This window comes from Sagittula sp. MA-2, assembly GCF_030126985.1.
GTDB lineage: Bacteria > Pseudomonadota > Alphaproteobacteria > Rhodobacterales > Rhodobacteraceae > Sagittula.
The window spans coordinates 1928124-1943710 of sequence record NZ_CP126145.1; the positions used below are offsets into that span (position 1 = coordinate 1928124).

A 15587-nucleotide genomic window follows, 5' to 3' on the forward strand; every position below is an offset into this window, starting at 1 on the left:
GACTTGTGGCGCCTCCGGCGCTGCGCCAGACCGGAAACAGGGTGATCGGGCGGGCGCTGTCACGGACCTCGGGGCGGTGACGGATCGGAACACGATGGAAGACAGGACAGGGAACGGCGGATGAGCGACAGAGACGGCATTTTCAAGGGCGACGATCCCTTTGCGCTGGCACGGCGCTGGCTGGAAGAGGCAGAGAAGACCGAGGCAAACGATCCCAACGCCATTGCCCTGGCGACGGTCGATGCCGACGGGCTGCCCAACGTGCGCATGGTGCTTCTGAAGGAGATCGAGGACGACGCCTTTGTCTTCTATACCAACTACGAAAGCGTGAAGGCCGCCGAGATCGAGGGGGCGGGCAAGGCCGCCTTCGTGATGCACTGGAAATCGCTGCGCCGCCAGGTCCGCGTGCGCGGCACGGTCACCCGCGAGGACGGTCCGAAGGCGGACGAATATTACGCCTCCCGCTCGCTGAAGAGCCGCCTGGGCGCGTGGGCCTCACACCAGAGTCAGCCCCTGGCGAGTCGCGCGGCGCTGGTCACCGAAGTGGCAAAGGTCACCGCACGGCACGGCACGGACCCCAAAAGACCACCCTTTTGGGGAGGGTATCGTATACGTCCGAATGAGATCGAGTTCTGGGCAGATGGTGCATTCAGGTTGCATGATAGATTTCGCTGGCAGAAGAAATCCGGGCAACGTGAATGGACCGTTACCCGGTTGAATCCTTAACAAAGGTCTGACAGTGAAGGGGCATTTCACGTTACGTCAAATGCTCCGACGGTCAACTTAACGTGGAAAAACGGGGGTGCTGACACAAATCAGCCTTCCGCGTGCCTTGAATGTGACTCAAAGTTTGATCCAAGACTCTGGCTGTGGCCGCAGGATGCGTTTGGGAAGAAGAGTTGGAAAACAAGTCAAGTGACGACGGGCACGTCGTCGGGAAAGTGAAGTGGTTCGACCCGGTTAAGGGGTTCGGGTTCGTGGTATCGGATGAAGGCGGTCCGGACATCCTGTTGCATGCCAACGTGCTGAGGAATTTCGGCCAGAGCTCGGTCGCCGACGGCGCCCGGATCGAGATCAGTGTCCAGCGCACCGACCGCGGGGTGCAGGCCACACAGGTGCTGTCGATCGAACCGCCGGAAACAGCCGAAGGCGCACCGCTGGCCGATTTCGAACATCTCGACCCCGAGGTGATGAAAGCCGCCGAACTGGAACCCGCCCGCGTGAAATGGTTCGACAAGGCCAAGGGATTCGGCTTTGCAAACGTGTTCGGAAAACCCGAAGATGTGTTCATTCATATCGAGGTCCTGCGCCGGTCGGGCCTCTCGGATCTGCAGCCGGGCGAAGCCCTTGCGATCCGGGTGGTCGATGGACGGCGCGGCCGCATGGCTATGGAAGTGAACGCATGGGAAGCCGCTCTGACCCGCTGAACCGCTCTGCCGCGACTGCTGGCATCTTGAACCGCGCCCGGTCCCTGCTGACCGCGGCGCTTCTGGCGCTGGCCTGTGTGGCCGTCCTTGCGCCGGCGACCGTCCGCGCGGACGCCGCGCCCGTCTGCAGGGACGACACGCTCTACCTCAGGGGCGACTTCGGGCAGGCCCGCTTTTCCATCGACATCGCAGCGACCCCCAAGGACCGCAACCGCGGCCTGATGTTCGTCAAGCAGATGCCCGCCAGCTACGGCATGCTTTTCGTCTACGACCGTCCGCAGCGCGTGGCCTTCTGGATGAAGAACACGCTGATCCCCCTCGACATGATCTTTGCCGATGCGCAGGGCGTGGTGCAGAACGTGCACGCGAACGCCGTGCCGGGCGACCTGACCTCCATCCCGGGCAAGGGCCAGATCCAGTACGTGCTGGAAATCAACGGCGGCATGGCGCGGATGCTGGGCATCGGCCCCGGCACGGAGCTGCGCCATCCGGCCATCACGGACGCCGCCTGGCCCTGCGACTGACGCAATCCGCGACCGCACCAGATAGGGGCTTTTCTTTGCGGCGGGGGATCGCTATTCCCCTCGCTGTCGGGGCGTGGCGCAGCCTGGTAGCGCGTCTGTTTTGGGTACAGAAGGTCGTGAGTTCGAATCTCGCCGCCCCGACCATCCCGCCTCCTGCGCCGCGGCGCACCGGGCGGCACGCCACTCCATATGCGATCGGTCAGGACAGGCGATGCCGCGAGATGCGGCAAACGAATCTGCCTGTGCATGACTCCCCGCCCATTCCCCTGCGTCAGGTGCTTGCGCGTCACATCGGTGCCACACCAGATGGCGTTAACCTCAGTTTAAAAAGCGTAAACCTGGGTTTTCGGAGACGCGGGACGGGTTATCCCCCGCTCTGTGGATAACTTTGTGCAAACAAACGCGGAATCGCTGTTTCCCGGGTAAAGGGAAGATTAACGCGTTGTGAATGAATCATGGGACACTCTTGTACAGAGAACTGCCAGTAGTAGGTGCCCGCATCGTCAACACAAAATATATGACGTTTTGGGTAAATTTGGCGTTGACGACTCTGCTCCGGATTGGTCATTTTGTGCGGGCCGGACGATGATGCCACAAGATATAGTGGTCGGGGCGGCTCAGGGACAGAACAGCCATACAGCCTGATGGGGGGGACACCCCGGAAACGTGCGCTCTGCACGAGGCGGCTCTTTTACCCCTGTTGCCCTGTCGTGACGGCTCGGGACCAGGACTTTGCGACGGGGCAGAACGCGATGAAGATCGATAGAAAATATACGAAGGCAGGACAGGACGCTTACGCAGGGGTGCCCTTCGTCACCACCAGCTCGGAAATCCGCAACCCGGACGGCACCGTGGTGTTCCGGCACGACAGCCTCGAAGTTCCCGCCAAGTGGAGCCAGGTTGCGTCCGACGTCATCGCGCAGAAATACTTCCGCAAGGCCGGCGTGCCCGTCGAACTGAAGAAGGTCGAGGAAGAGGGCGTGCCGGAATTCCTGTGGCGCTCCGAACCCGCCGCCAAGGACACCAAGCGCACCGGCGAGACCTCGGCCCGCCAGGTCTTTGACCGGCTTGCAGGCGCTTGGGCCTACTGGGGCTGGAAGGGCGGCTACTTCACCACCGAGGAAGACGCCCGCGCCTACTACGACGAAATGCGCCACATGCTGGCGACTCAGGTCGCCGCGCCGAACAGCCCGCAGTGGTTCAACACAGGGTTGCATTGGGCCTATGGCATCGACGGTCCGGGCCAGGGCCATTACTACGTCGATTACAAAACCGGCAAACTCGTCAAATCGAAGTCGGCTTATGAGCATCCGCAGCCGCACGCCTGCTTCATCCAGTCGGTTTCCGATGATCTGGTGAGCGAAGGCGGCATCATGGACCTGTGGGTCCGTGAGGCGCGGCTTTTCAAATACGGATCCGGCACAGGCACGAACTTCTCCTCCCTGCGTGCCGAAGGCGAGGCCCTGTCAGGCGGAGGCAAGTCCTCCGGCCTGATGGGGTTCCTCAAGATCGGGGACCGCGCAGCCGGGGCCATCAAGTCCGGTGGCACCACCCGCCGCGCCGCCAAGATGGTGATCTGCGACGCCGACCACCCCGACATCGAGGACTTCATCAACTGGAAGGTGAAGGAAGAGCAGAAGGTGGCGTCCATCGTCGCCGGCTCCAAGATGCACGAAAAGATGCTGAACGGCATCTTCGAGGCGATCCGCGCATGGGACGGTGCCGAGGCCGACGCCTATGAGCCCACCGCCAACACCGCGCTGAAGAAGGCCGTCCGCGCCGCCAAGCAGGCGATGATCCCGGAGACCTACATCAAGCGCGTGCTGGACTACGCACGCCAGGGCTATGCCTCCATCGAGTTCCCTACCTACGACACCGACTGGGACAGCGAGGCCTACGCCTCCGTGTCGGGCCAGAACTCCAACAACTCGATCCGCGTGACCGACGCCTTCCTCAAGGCCGTCCGCGAGGACAAGCCGTGGGAGCTCATCCGCCGCACCGACGGCAAGGTGGCGCGCACCGTGTCCGCCAAGGAGCTGTGGGAACAGATCGGCCATGCCGCATGGGCCTGTGCCGACCCGGGCATCCAGTTCCACGACACCGTCAACGCCTGGCACACCTGCCCGGAAGACGGCGAGATCCGCGGCTCCAACCCGTGCTCCGAGTACATGTTCCTCGACGACACGGCCTGCAACCTCGCGTCCATGAACCTGCTGACCTTCCTCAAGGACGGCGTGTTCCAGTCCGAGGACTACATGCACGCCACCCGTCTGTGGACGCTGACGCTGGAAATCTCCGTCACCATGGCGCAGTTCCCGTCTAAGGAGATCGCGCAGCTGTCCTATGACTTCCGGACGCTGGGCCTCGGCTATGCCAACATCGGCGGCCTGCTGATGAACATGGGCTTCGGCTACGACTCCGACGAAGGGCGCGCGCTCTGCGGTGCGCTGACCGCGATCATGACCGGCGTGTCCTACGCCACCTCCGCCGAGATGGCGGGCGAGCTGGGCGCGTTCTCGGGTTACGAGCGCAACGCCAAGCACATGCTGAAGGTCATTCGCAACCACCGCAACGCGGCATGGGGCAAGACCACCGGCTACGAAAAGCTGGCGGTGAAGCCGGTCGCGCTCGACCATAAGAACTGCCCGGACGCCACGCTTGTGGAACTGGCCATGGCTTCCTGGGACGAGGCGCTGAAACTGGGCGAGCGTCACGGCTACCGCAATGCGCAGGTCTCCGTTATCGCGCCGACCGGCACCATCGGCCTGGTCATGGACTGCGACACCACCGGGATCGAACCGGACTTCGCGCTGGTGAAGTTCAAGAAGCTCGCGGGCGGCGGCTACTTCAAGATCATCAACCGCTCCGTTCCGGCGGCGTTGGCCAAGCTGGGCTACGGCTCTGCGCAGATCGAGGAGATCATCGGTTACGCCGTGGGTCACCAGACGCTGGGCAACGCCCCGGGCGTGAACCACACCGCGCTGATCGGCCACGGTTTCGGCCCGGCGCAGATCGAGAAGGTCGAGGCAGCGCTTGCCACCGCCTTCGACATCCGCTTCGTCTTCAACCAGTGGACCCTGGGCGAGGCCTTCTGCACCGACGTGCTGGGCATCCCGCAGGCCAAGCTGAACGACCCGACCTTCGACATGCTCCGTCACCTGGGCTTCAAGAAGGCCGAGATCGACGCGGCCAACGACCACGTCTGCGGGACGATGACGCTGGAAGGCGCGCCGCACCTGAAGGAAGAGCACTACTCGGTCTTCGACTGTGCCAACGCCTGCGGCAAGAAGGGCAAGCGTTACCTGTCGGTCGAGGCGCACATCCGCATGATGGCGGCGGCGCAGTCGTTCATCTCCGGCGCGATCTCGAAGACGATCAACATGCCGAACACGGCGTCGATCGAGGACTGCCAGAAGGCTTACGAACTGTCGTGGTCGCTGGGCACGAAGGCCAACGCGCTCTACCGTGACGGCTCCAAGCTGTCGCAGCCGCTGGCCTCCGCGCTGGTCGAGGACGACGAAGACGCCGCAGAGATCATGGAAACCGGCACGCCCCACGAAAAGGCGCAGGTGCTGGCCGAAAAGATCGTCGAGAAGATCGTTGTGAAGGAGATCATCAAGTCCGAGCGGACCAAGATGCCCGAGCGCCGCAAGGGCTATACCCAGAAGGCCATCGTCGGCGGTCACAAGGTCTACCTGCGCACCGGCGAATACCAGGACGGCTCCCTGGGCGAGATCTTCATCGACATGCACAAGGAAGGCGCGGGCTTCCGCGCGATGATGAACAACTTCGCCATCGCCGTGTCCGTGGGTCTTCAGTACGGCGTGCCGCTGGAGGAGTTCGTCGACGCCTTCACCTTCACCAAGTTCGAACCGGCGGGCATGGTGCAGGGCAACGACTCGATCAAGAACGCGACCTCGATCCTCGACTACATCTTCCGCGAACTGGCGGTCTCCTACCTCGACCGCACCGACCTTGCCCATGTGAAGCCCGAAGGCGCCGCCTTCGACGATCTGGGCCGGGGCGCCGAGGAAGGCGTGGCCAACGTCAAGGAACTGTCGGAAACCGCCGCGTCGCGCAGCCTCGAGGTGCTGAAGCAGATCAGCTCCACCGGCTACCTGCGCAAGCGTCTTCCGCAGGAACTGGTTGTCCTGCAGGGCGGCGTGGCAAAGGCGACGGGCACCGATCCGGTGGCCACGCTCAGCACGCTGGTGCCGGAAACCTCGAAGGCATCCGCAGCGGCGACCTCGACCATTGCCGTGGCCTCCGGTGCCATGTCGATGGACGAGCGCACGAAGGCCCGGATGCAAGGCTACGAAGGCGAAGCCTGCGGCGAATGCGGCAACTACACGCTGGTCCGCAACGGCACCTGCATGAAGTGCAACACCTGCGGCTCCACGAGCGGCTGCAGCTAAGAGATTGAGGGTTGGGGCGTAGAAGTACCAGTTCTACGCCCCGGCTCTTCCCGCATTCGTTTAGGCACGCTGCGGGAAAAGCGAAACTCGGCCCGTTGGGGTCGATTACTAGCGAAGACCATGTACGAGTTCGCGGTTCAATAGCGTGTCGGGTAATACAGAGTTATCCCAAGACTTAGTCTCAACATACTGGGCCACTCTGTGCATAAAGTGGAGGCCAATATGGCTGACAAGAAAGACTTCTGGGTAACCCCCAGAGATGACGGAAGATGGAATGTTCGACGCGAGGGAGGAAGCCGAGCTTCGTCGGTTCACTCCACTCAGGCGGAGGCTTGGAACGAAGCGCGCGAAAGGGCCCGATCCGAACGCGGAGAAGCATACCTTCAAAGCAGAACTGGCCAGATCCGTGAACGGAACACGTATGGTCACGACCCGGAGAAAAGTAAGGGTTGAGCGCATCCCCGAGTGGGGGGTGGCGCGTCGCATGTCCCTGTGGCGCGCCGGTTGTGGATGGGACTGAAGCCATCCTTTTCTGGGGCCGGTGCGCTGGCCCTGAGCGTGAACAAGGACACAGGCAGAAAACACTCGGGCGGTGAAACATCGAGCCTTGTTCGCGAAACTCAAAAGGGCCCCGGTGGGGGCCCTTTTTCTTTGCCTTGGAAGGACGGGATCAGTCGCCCGCGCCGACAAGGTCCCGGACCCGGATCGGGTATGACCGGATGCGCCGCCCGGTCGCGTGCCGTATGGCGTTGCCGATGGCGCCCACCGTGCCGGTGATGCCGATCTCGCCGACGCCCTTGATGCCCAGCGGGTTCACGAAGGGGTCTTCCTCGTGCACCGTGATGACCTCCAGCCCCTGCAAGTCGGCATTGACCGGCACGTGGTAGCCGCCGAAGTCGGCGTTGACGATATGGCCGCGCCGGGGGTCCTGTTTCGCCGCTTCGAGCAGCGCAAAGGACAGCCCCCAGATCATCCCGCCCATAAGCTGGCTTTCGGCCAGTTTCGGGTTGATGATCCGCCCGGCGGCAAAGGCGCCCACCATGCGCGTCACCCGTACCTGTCCCAGCGAGGGGTCGACCTTGACCTCGGCAAAGACCGCGCCGTGGGAATACATCGCGAACCGCTCTGCATGCTCCGTCGCGCGCGAGGCGCTGCCTTCGCCGGTCACTTCGGCGCTGCCGTTGCGCGCGAAGATATCGGCAAAGCTGTCGCTGCGGCTGTCGTCGCCATCTACGTAAAGCCTGCCGTCCCGCGCAACGAAACCGGCGTTGCCCGCTCCGAAGAGCGGCGAGTCCGGGTCGGCGCTGGCGATCTCGCCCAGCTGCCGCAGCACGTCGCCGCCCGCCGCATGCAGCGCGCCGCCCGCCGTCGCCGTGTGGCCGGAGCCGCCCGCGACCCCGCCGCTTGGCAGGGCGGAATGCCCGGCCCGGAACTCCACCCGGTCGAGCGGCAGGCCAAGGCTGTCCGCCGCGATCTGCGCCAGCGCGGTCCAGGCGCCTTGGCCCATGTCGGCGGCAGAGGTCTCCACCAGTGCGCTGCCGTCGGCGCGCAGGGTGGCGCGGGCGTCGGCGGCGAACATCGGGCAGCCGAACAGCGCCGTGCCCATGCCCCAGCCGGTCAGCATCCCGTCGCTGTCCCGCATCATGCGCGGCTGAAGCGGCCGGTCGGCCCAGCCGAAGCGCGCCGCGCCCTGTTCGTAGCACTCGCGCAGCGCCTTCGACGAATAGGGCCGCCCGGTGCCGGGCTCCGTTTCCGCGTAGTTCTTCAGGCGGAAGGCCAGCGGGTCCATGCCCAAGGCCTCCGCCATCTCGTCCAGCGCACCCTCCAGCGCGGCGGCACCCGACGCCTCGCCCGGCGCCCGCATCGGACCCGGCGTGCCGATATCCAGCCGCGCCATCCGGTGCCGCGACCGCAGCGCGCCTGCGGCGTAAAGGCCCTGCGTCGCGTTCGCCGCCGGTTCCACGAAGACGTCGAAGCTCGACACCGCCGAGACGCCCTCGTGATCGATCACCGTCAGCGCACCCTCCGCATCCGTGCCAAGGCGCAGCCGCTGCAGGGTGGCGCCGCGATGGCCCACCGGACCGAACATCTGGTTGCGCGTCAGCATCAGCTTGACCGGCCGCCCGATGTCCCGCGCCGCGAGGATCGCCAGAAGCTGCGGCCCGGTGGTGAAGGCCTTCGACCCGAAGCCGCCGCCGAGATAGGGGCTGCGCAGTGTCACGTTCTCCGTCGCGATGCCGAAGTAATACGCGTAGGCCTCGCAGGTCAGCATCAGCGCCTGGCTCGGCAGGTCGAGCGTCAGCCGGTCGCCCTCCCATTCTGCCACGACGGCGTGCGTCTCCATCGCGTTGTGATACTGCGCGGGCGTCGTGTAGGTGACGTCGACGGCGTTCAGGGCGGCGGCATGGCCTGCCTCCGGATCGCCGCGCGTGGTGTCCCCCGGGCTGCCGAAGCCCGTGCCCTCGACCTTCAGCGCCGGTTCGTCGGCGAGCGAGACACGCGGTGCCTCCATCTCGTAACGCGGGGCCAGGAGGCGCACGCCTTCGGTCGCGGCCTCCAGCGTCTCGGCCACGACCAGCGCGATGGGTTGGCCTGCGTAACGCACGGTGTCGTCCTTCAGCGCCTCGATGCGCATGGAGAACATGGTCGGCTTGTCGTCCGGGTCGCCCTGCAGAGCCGGGCGGTTGGCCGGGGTGTAGACCCGGATCACGCCCGGGTGCGCCTCTGCCGCCGCGACATCCAGCGCCGCGACGCGGCCCCGCGCGATGGTGGCGGGGACATAGACCGCGTGCAGCAGGCCGTCGGGCATGTTGTCGGCGGCAAAGGTCGCGGTGCCCGTGACCTTTGCGATGCCGTCCCGCCGGGTGACCGGCTGGCCGGAGTTCGATCCGAAACGGACCTGGGGGGAAAGGGTGTCAGGCATGTTGGGCCTCCTTGGTCGGTCCGAAGGGTGAAGCGGGCAGGGCGGGCACACGGTCCGGCGTGCCCTCTGCCGCAAGGGCCAGCGCCCGTGCGGCGGTGCGGATGGCGAGGTCGATCTTCCAGCCGTTGTCGCCGGACGGCGCGGCACCGGCCATTGCAGCACTGGCCGCCCGGCCGAAGAGCGCCGCATCCGGCGTCTGTCCGGCCAGCATCGCCTCGGCCTCTGCCACGCGCCACGGGCGGGCGGCCACGGCGCCAAGCGCCAGCCGCGCCTCGGCGATCACGCCGCCCTCCATCCGCAGTGCGGCCGCGGCAGAGGTCAGCGCAAAGGCAAAGGACGTCCGGTCCCGCACCTTGAGATAGCGGGCATGGGCGGCAAACGCCTCCGCCCCGGCGGGCAGCCGCAGGCCGGTCACCAGTTCGTCGGGACCGAGGGCGGTGGTCCGCTCCGGCGTGTCACCGGGGAGGCGCAGGAAATCAGCCAGTGGCATCTCGGAGGTGCCGTTCGGTCCCTCGGTCTCCACCACCGCGCCAAGGGCCACCAGCGGCACGCAGAAGTCGGACGGATGGGTGGCGATGCAGCCCTCCGACCAGCCCAGCACCGCGTGGCCTTCGTTCAGGCCGTCCTTCGCATCGCAGCCCGACCCGGCCTGCCGCCGGTTGCAGGCGGCGTTCGGGTCCTGGAAATAGGCGCAGCGGGTGTGCTGCATCAGGTTGCCCGCCACCGTCGCGGCGTTGCGCAACTGCCCCGACGCGCCGGACAGCAGCGCCTCCGCCACCATGGGGAAACGCTTCGCAAAGCCGTCGTCCCGCGCCAGATCGGCGTTGGAGACCAGCGCACCGATGCGCGTGGCGCCATCTGCCAGCACCTCGATCCCGCGCAGGCCGGGCAGGCGGGTGATGTCGATCACCCTGTCGGGCGTGGCCGCGCCGGTCTTCATTAGGTCCACAAGGCTGGTGCCGCCGCCCAGCCAGACTGCGCCGGGCTTCCATGCGCCAAGCGCCTCCGACAGCGACGCGGGCTGAACGAAATCGAACCGTTTCATGCGGTGCCCTCCGGATTTGCGGACATCCGGCGCGTGGCGTCCTGCACCGCAAGCGTGATGCCGTGATAGGCCGCGCACCGGCAGATGTTGCCGCTCATGCCTTCGCGGATGCGTTCGGGATCGTCGCCCGCCGCGCCCTCGGCGATCAGGCCTACCGCGCTCATGATCTGGCCCGGCGTGCAATAACCGCACTGGAACCCGTCATGTTCGACAAACGCCGCCTGCACCGGATGCAGCGCGCCATCCTGCGCCAGCCCTTCGATTGTCGTCACCTCGGCGCCGTCCAGCGTGACGGCCAGCGTCAGGCAGGAATTCACCCGTTTTCCGTTCAAAAGCACCGTGCAGGCACCGCATTGACCGCGGTCGCAGCCTTTCTTGGTGCCGGGCATCGCAAGCCGTTCGCGCATCAGGTCGAGGAGCGTGACGCGCGGATCGTCCAGCGCGACATCGCGTGCGACCCCGTTCAGGGTCAGCGAAATGGAGAAAGACATCCGTCCCTCCTTTTTGATGATTTAATGAAAGCCGGTCCCTCGCACCCGGGCGAGGAAGTCCCTACAGTCCGTATGGGGGAGGGCACCGTGCCCGTCCCGTGCTATAGTTATACGGAGGGTGCCTCCGTTTTTCAAGAGGAGAGCGTGCGCTTGTGTGAAACGCGCAAGAGAAAACCGCGCGTGGACGCGGCCCGCAACCGCGATCTGCTGATCGAGGCGGCCAAGGACGTGCTGGGCCAGGGCGGTCCCAACGCCAGCCTCGAGGCCGTGGCGCGCCGTGCGGGCGTGGGTATCGGCACGCTCTACCGCCACTTCCCGAATCGGGAAGAACTGTTCCACGCGGTCTTCCGCCGCGAGATGGAGCAGCTGGCCGACCTTGCCGAAGGGCTGGACGGCACCAACGACCCGGTGGCGGCGCTGCGCGGCTGGCTGCACGCCAACGTCGCGATGGTGGAGACCAAGCGCGGGATGCTCGGCGCGTTGTCGATGGTCATGACCGAGGATGCGAAAAAGACCTACGCGGAGCTTTCGGCCCGCATCACCGGATCGGTCAACGGCCTGATCGCCAAGGGCCAGCAGGCGGGCGTCCTGCGCGAAGGCATCACCGCCGACGACCTTTTCCAGACGATGTACGCACTCTGCTACGCGCGCGAACCCGGGCCGGACTGGCGCGCGCAGGTGGTGCGCCTGCTCGACATCTTCGTGGACGGCCTCAAGGCCTGAGGCTCACCAGCCGCGCCGCTCCAGCCGGGCAAGCTGCTCCTGCAACGGTGCGAAGAGGGTCGAGGGGTCCTCCGCCTCGCCCGAAAGGTAGGCGTTCACCGTCTCCGACCAGCGGTCCGACACGAAGGTGTAGCTGCCGCGCAACTCGGCGTTGGGCCGGTTGATGGCGGTCTGCAGCGCCGCGAAGATCTCTCCGAAGAAATCCGACATGTTGCGGATGTCGGGGTTGGAATACAGCTCCGGCCGCGTCGGGTTCACGCTGCTGAAGAGCGCGCGCTGAAGCTGTTCGTTCTTCGAGGTCATGTGCAGCACGAGGTCGGCGGCGATCTCCGGATGTGCGCTGTCCTGCGACACGCCGAGATACCAGCCGCCGCTTGTGCCCGCGCCGGACCCCGCCGCGCCGCCGGGCAGGGTGGTCACGCCGACCTTGCCCTTCACCTTGCTCCAGTCCTCCTGCGCCAGCGCCCAGACGTAGGGCCAGTTGCGCATGAAGACCGCGCCGCCGTCCTGGAACATCTCGCGTGCGCTCTCGTTGTTCAGCGTCGTCACTTCCGGCGGAGCGATATCGCCGATCCAGCCCTTCACGCGGCGCAGCGTGTCCATGGCGGCGGGATCGTCCACCGCCACGCGCCCCTCCGCGTCGAGGATCTGCGCCCCGCCCATGGTTGCCAGCCACTCCATCGCGTTGCAGGTCAGCCCTTCGCCCGCGTCGCCGTCGAAGATGTAGCCCCAGATGCGGTTGCCTTCGGCGCGCTCCGCTGCCTGGATCTGGCGCGCCACCGTCTCCATCTCGTCCCATGTGCGCGGCACGGCGGTGCCGTGTTTCTCAAGCAGGTCCTTGCGGTAGAAGAACAGCCCCACATCGGACCAGAGCGGCAGGGCCTTCAGCTCGCCCTCGAAGCTGGCGTTCTCCACCAGCGCCGCGAAATGCTGCGTCTCGGCGCCCTCCGAATAGGCGCTCAGGTCGACGAGGTACTGCTCGACGAAGTTCACCCAGATCGTGTCGATCTTAACCACGTCGATCACCTCGCCGCTTTCGGGGCGGGCCAGCCTTTCGCGGAAGAAGACAAGCTGGTCGTTGCTGGCCTGCGGCGTCGGCACGATGCGCACCGTGTGGCCGGTGCGGCGTTCCCATCGGTCCACCGAATCCTGGCAGACGTTGTACTGGCCGCCGATCACCCCGCAGGAAAGCGAGATCTCGACGGCGCGCGCGGGCGCGGCCAGCACGAGCAGGGCAAGGCAGGTGTGGATCAGTCGGGTCATGGCGGTCGTCCTTTGTCCTGGAGTCCGGCCTCACATCTCGCGCAATACGCGGAAGCCGATGGTGTCGGACCTGAAATCGGGATGTTCCCAGTTGCGGTTCGAAGTGCTGAGCGAGGTCAGCGGATCGCTCCACCCGCCGCCCCGGACCGAGCGGCGCTCGCATTCCTCGGCGCCCTCGATCAGGATCAGCGAGCGGGGCAGCATCGCCTGCGGATGGTCGGTGTAGCAGTTCTCGGCCCATTCCCAGACGTTGCCGAGCAGGTGGTAAAGGCCGAAGCCGTCCGGTTTCAGCGACCGCACGGGGAAGGCGCCGCGGCCAAGCGCGTCCTCGCAGCCGAAGTTGCGCCAGCTGAACGGTGCGCCGTAATCGGCGATGTTCACCATCTCGCAGACGCCCCGGCCGTCCAGCCGCTCTTCGAGCGAGACGTTGAAATAGAGCGCCTCGGCCAGGTACTCGTGCTCGATCTCGTTGGGCAGGCGGTAGCGTTCGCCGGTCTTCTGGCTCAGCCAGTCGGCATAGGCCTTGGCGTCGGTCCAGCTCACGCAGGTGACGGGCAGCTCCGGGTCCTGCGGCACATCGCTGCGCGATCCCATGGAGGGCAGCGCATCGTCGCCTGCGGTGATCATGCAGGCCTCGGGCCAGTCGTGCCCCGTCTCGCGGACGAAGGCGTCGAACTGGGCCTGCGAGGTTTCCGTCACCGCCACGGCAATCGGCGCCTGGCCCACCGACAGCCGCAGGGCAGGGCGCTCGTCGTATTGCGCCCGTGCCACCGTGTCGGGCGTGCCGTAGATCAGCTCCGAGCCTTCGATCTCCACCATTTCCGGGCAGGTGTCGCAGTCCCAGAACCGCTGGAGGATCACCGGCGGTAGCGGTTCGGCATAAAACGCCCGCAGCTCCGCCTCCGTCGGTTCGGCCTGCGCGGTCTCGCGCGCGGTGCGGGCGCGGCGCAGGCGGGCCTCGGCCTCCGGCGCAAACGAACTGTCGGGGAAGCGTTCGAGGAACCGCTCCAGCAGGTCGACGCTGCCGCTTTCGCCGATCAGGTCCCAGAACTCCGCATCCAGCGCGCCCACCGCCTCCGGCGGCGCGGCGGGATCCTTGGTCAGCACAAGCTCTTCCACGAGCGACGAATTCTCCCAAGGGACCTGCCGGCCGTCGGTCAGGTCCAGCACGTCGCGGCGGACCTTGATCATCGTGCGGCTGATCGGATCGCCCGGCGTGCCCAGGTGCCGGGCCAGCGCGGTGGTGAACGGGCTGTTCTGGAAGTCGCTGCCCGCCACCCGGTCCAGCGCCACCTCGCCCGGCGCCGCCGCGAAGGAGATCAGCGTGTTGCGCTGCGCCGCCACCCGGGCCAGCCCGCGCGTGTCGGGATCGCTGCCGCGCGTCGCCTCGAACGGGTTGTTGCGGCAGGCGTCGAGGAAGACCATCGACACCTGCGCGCCCTCGTTCAGGATGCGCGTCACGGTGTCGAGGTCGATCGCCTCGGCATTGAGGAAGTCGGTGGTGCCCGGTTCCACGTCGGTCGGCAGCAGGTAGTTGGTGCCCCGCAGTTGCACCCCGTGCCCGGCAAAGAAGAACAGCCCCGTATCGGCGCCCTCCACCGTCTCGCGGAACTCGGTCATCGTGTCGAGGAAGCCGCGCCGCGTCAGGTCGGTGCGGAACATGACCTCGAAGCCGAGGCCCTCCAGCCGGTCGGCAATCAACCGCGCATCGTTCACCGCATTGCCCAGTGCGGGCACCTGAACATAGCGCGCGTTGCCGATCACCAGCGCCACCCGGCGCGGCTCTGCACCCTGCGCGAGAAGCCCGCCGGCCGCCCCCAGCCACAGCATGAGAGCCACCCCGAGCGTTCCGAGGAATCGTGCCGTCAAAATCATTGTCCAACCACTTCGAATTGAAATTCCGAAAAGGATACCAGTGACTTGCCTGTACCAACCCGGCCCATTGAAAACCGGGACCCGGCTGTCCGGATCGCGCCGCAGGCTGGCAAAGAGGTTTACCCTACGTCTGCGAGCTTGAGATTCCGGACAAAATTAAGTATGCGTTATATATTGATATTCGAAAAGGGTTTGCACCATGAAGTCGCGTCTTGGCAGATTGATGGCTTTTGCAGTCACCGGCTTCGGCCTGATCGGGTGCCTCCCCGCCGATACCCACAAACCCCGTCTTTGCGAACCCGGAAGCGCCACGCGCGGCCGCGCCATCGACTGCGGACCCCGGGTCTACACGCCTGCCACCCCCCGTCCGCAAGTCGCGGTGACCAGGACGACGCCCGTCACCACGACGGCGCCGGTGACGGTGCCGCGGACGACGAGGCCCATCAACGACCGCTCCCGTTTCAATTACTGAGGGACGCAGGTCAGGCAGATGCTCGGTTTCGGGCATAAGACCGGCACCACGGCCCCCGAACCCTCCGCCGAACTGGCGCTGTTGCCGGATGACGTGCCGGTCATCATGGTCTTCACCCTCGACATCGACGCCGCCGCGCTGCCGCCGGTGATCGCCCAGCTGGACCGCCGCTTTGCCCGGCACAAGCTGGTCTTCGTGCATTCCGCGCTCGACTTCCGCCCCTTCATGGAGGCAAAGGCCGCCTTCGAGGTGCTGCCCTCCTTCGGCCAGATGGCGGCCTTCCCGGAGCTCGTGAACTGGCCGCGCTACCTCGAGGACCGTCGCGCGCTGCTGCTGTCGAAATGGCGCCCGCAACGCGCCATCGCCTATGGCTTCGACCTTCAGGGCTACGCGGACGAGGCGGCGCGCCGTTTCGGAGGGCGGGCCTAG

Annotated in this window: 12 protein-coding genes and 1 tRNA gene; 8 read left to right on the forward strand and 5 right to left on the reverse strand. The window is 66.0% G+C overall.

Annotation, left to right across the window (positions count from 1 at the left end):
• The first annotated feature begins 120 nt into the window (after window positions 1–120).
• The 6 genes from pdxH to QNI11_RS09620 all read left to right on the forward strand — a co-directional run bounded on the left by pdxH (window position 121) and on the right by QNI11_RS09620 (window position 6819).
• Window positions 121–726, forward strand: coding sequence for a pyridoxamine 5'-phosphate oxidase (gene pdxH / locus QNI11_RS09595; RefSeq protein ID WP_100930677.1), 606 nt, complete (start codon window positions 121–123; stop codon window positions 724–726).
• Between the two features lie 173 nt (window positions 727–899).
• Window positions 900–1427, forward strand: a complete 528-nt coding sequence (locus tag QNI11_RS09600; protein ID WP_283983233.1) for a cold-shock protein — start codon at window positions 900–902, stop codon at window positions 1425–1427.
• Window positions 1403–1951: a DUF192 domain-containing protein gene (locus QNI11_RS09605; RefSeq protein WP_283983234.1), complete on the forward strand. Its 549-nt coding sequence runs from the start codon at window positions 1403–1405 to the stop codon at window positions 1949–1951. Before QNI11_RS09600 ends, QNI11_RS09605 begins: the two co-directional genes overlap by 25 nt.
• A gap of 67 nt (window positions 1952–2018) precedes the next feature.
• Window positions 2019–2095, forward strand: a tRNA-Pro gene (locus tag QNI11_RS09610).
• A 608-nt stretch (window positions 2096–2703) separates the two neighbouring features.
• Window positions 2704–6366, forward strand: coding sequence for a vitamin B12-dependent ribonucleotide reductase (locus QNI11_RS09615; RefSeq protein ID WP_283983235.1), 3663 nt, complete (start codon window positions 2704–2706; stop codon window positions 6364–6366).
• 222 nt (window positions 6367–6588) lie between these two features.
• Window positions 6589–6819: a DUF2188 domain-containing protein gene (locus tag QNI11_RS09620; protein ID WP_283983236.1), complete on the forward strand. Its 231-nt coding sequence runs from the start codon at window positions 6589–6591 to the stop codon at window positions 6817–6819.
• 217 nt (window positions 6820–7036) lie between these two features.
• Here the strand turns inward: QNI11_RS09620 and QNI11_RS09625 are convergent, their stop codons facing one another.
• From QNI11_RS09625 to QNI11_RS09635, 3 genes are read right to left on the reverse strand one after another with little or no spacing between them, the layout of a single operon-like run.
• A complete protein-coding gene (locus QNI11_RS09625; RefSeq protein WP_283983237.1) occupies window positions 7037–9289 on the reverse strand; it encodes a xanthine dehydrogenase family protein molybdopterin-binding subunit in 2253 nt (750 codons plus the stop codon).
• A complete protein-coding gene (locus QNI11_RS09630) occupies window positions 9282–10334 on the reverse strand; it encodes a xanthine dehydrogenase family protein subunit M (RefSeq protein ID WP_283983238.1) in 1053 nt (350 codons plus the stop codon). Before QNI11_RS09630 ends, QNI11_RS09625 begins: the two co-directional genes overlap by 8 nt.
• Window positions 10331–10825, reverse strand: a complete 495-nt coding sequence (locus QNI11_RS09635) for a (2Fe-2S)-binding protein (RefSeq protein WP_283983239.1) — start codon at window positions 10823–10825, stop codon at window positions 10331–10333. Before QNI11_RS09635 ends, QNI11_RS09630 begins: the two co-directional genes overlap by 4 nt.
• Window positions 10826–11005: 180 nt before the next feature.
• Between QNI11_RS09635 and QNI11_RS09640 the strand changes: the two genes are divergently transcribed.
• Window positions 11006–11548: a TetR/AcrR family transcriptional regulator gene (locus QNI11_RS09640; RefSeq protein WP_254698241.1), complete on the forward strand. Its 543-nt coding sequence runs from the start codon at window positions 11006–11008 to the stop codon at window positions 11546–11548.
• A 3-nt stretch (window positions 11549–11551) separates the two neighbouring features.
• Here the strand turns inward: QNI11_RS09640 and QNI11_RS09645 are convergent, their stop codons facing one another.
• Both QNI11_RS09645 and QNI11_RS09650 read right to left on the reverse strand, forming a co-directional pair.
• The gene (locus tag QNI11_RS09645) at window positions 11552–12811 is read right to left on the reverse strand and encodes an ABC transporter substrate-binding protein (protein WP_283983240.1); all 1260 of its coding nucleotides are present in this window, start codon (window positions 12809–12811) and stop codon (window positions 11552–11554) included.
• Window positions 12812–12841: 30 nt separating this feature from the next.
• Window positions 12842–14680: an SUMF1/EgtB/PvdO family nonheme iron enzyme gene (locus QNI11_RS09650; protein ID WP_283983241.1), complete on the reverse strand. Its 1839-nt coding sequence runs from the start codon at window positions 14678–14680 to the stop codon at window positions 12842–12844.
• A gap of 496 nt (window positions 14681–15176) precedes the next feature.
• Here QNI11_RS09650 and QNI11_RS09655 point away from each other — a divergent pair, with 496 nt between their 5' ends.
• Window positions 15177–15587 (forward strand): hypothetical protein, encoded by a 411-nt coding sequence (locus QNI11_RS09655; protein WP_283983242.1) that lies wholly within the window; start codon window positions 15177–15179, stop codon window positions 15585–15587.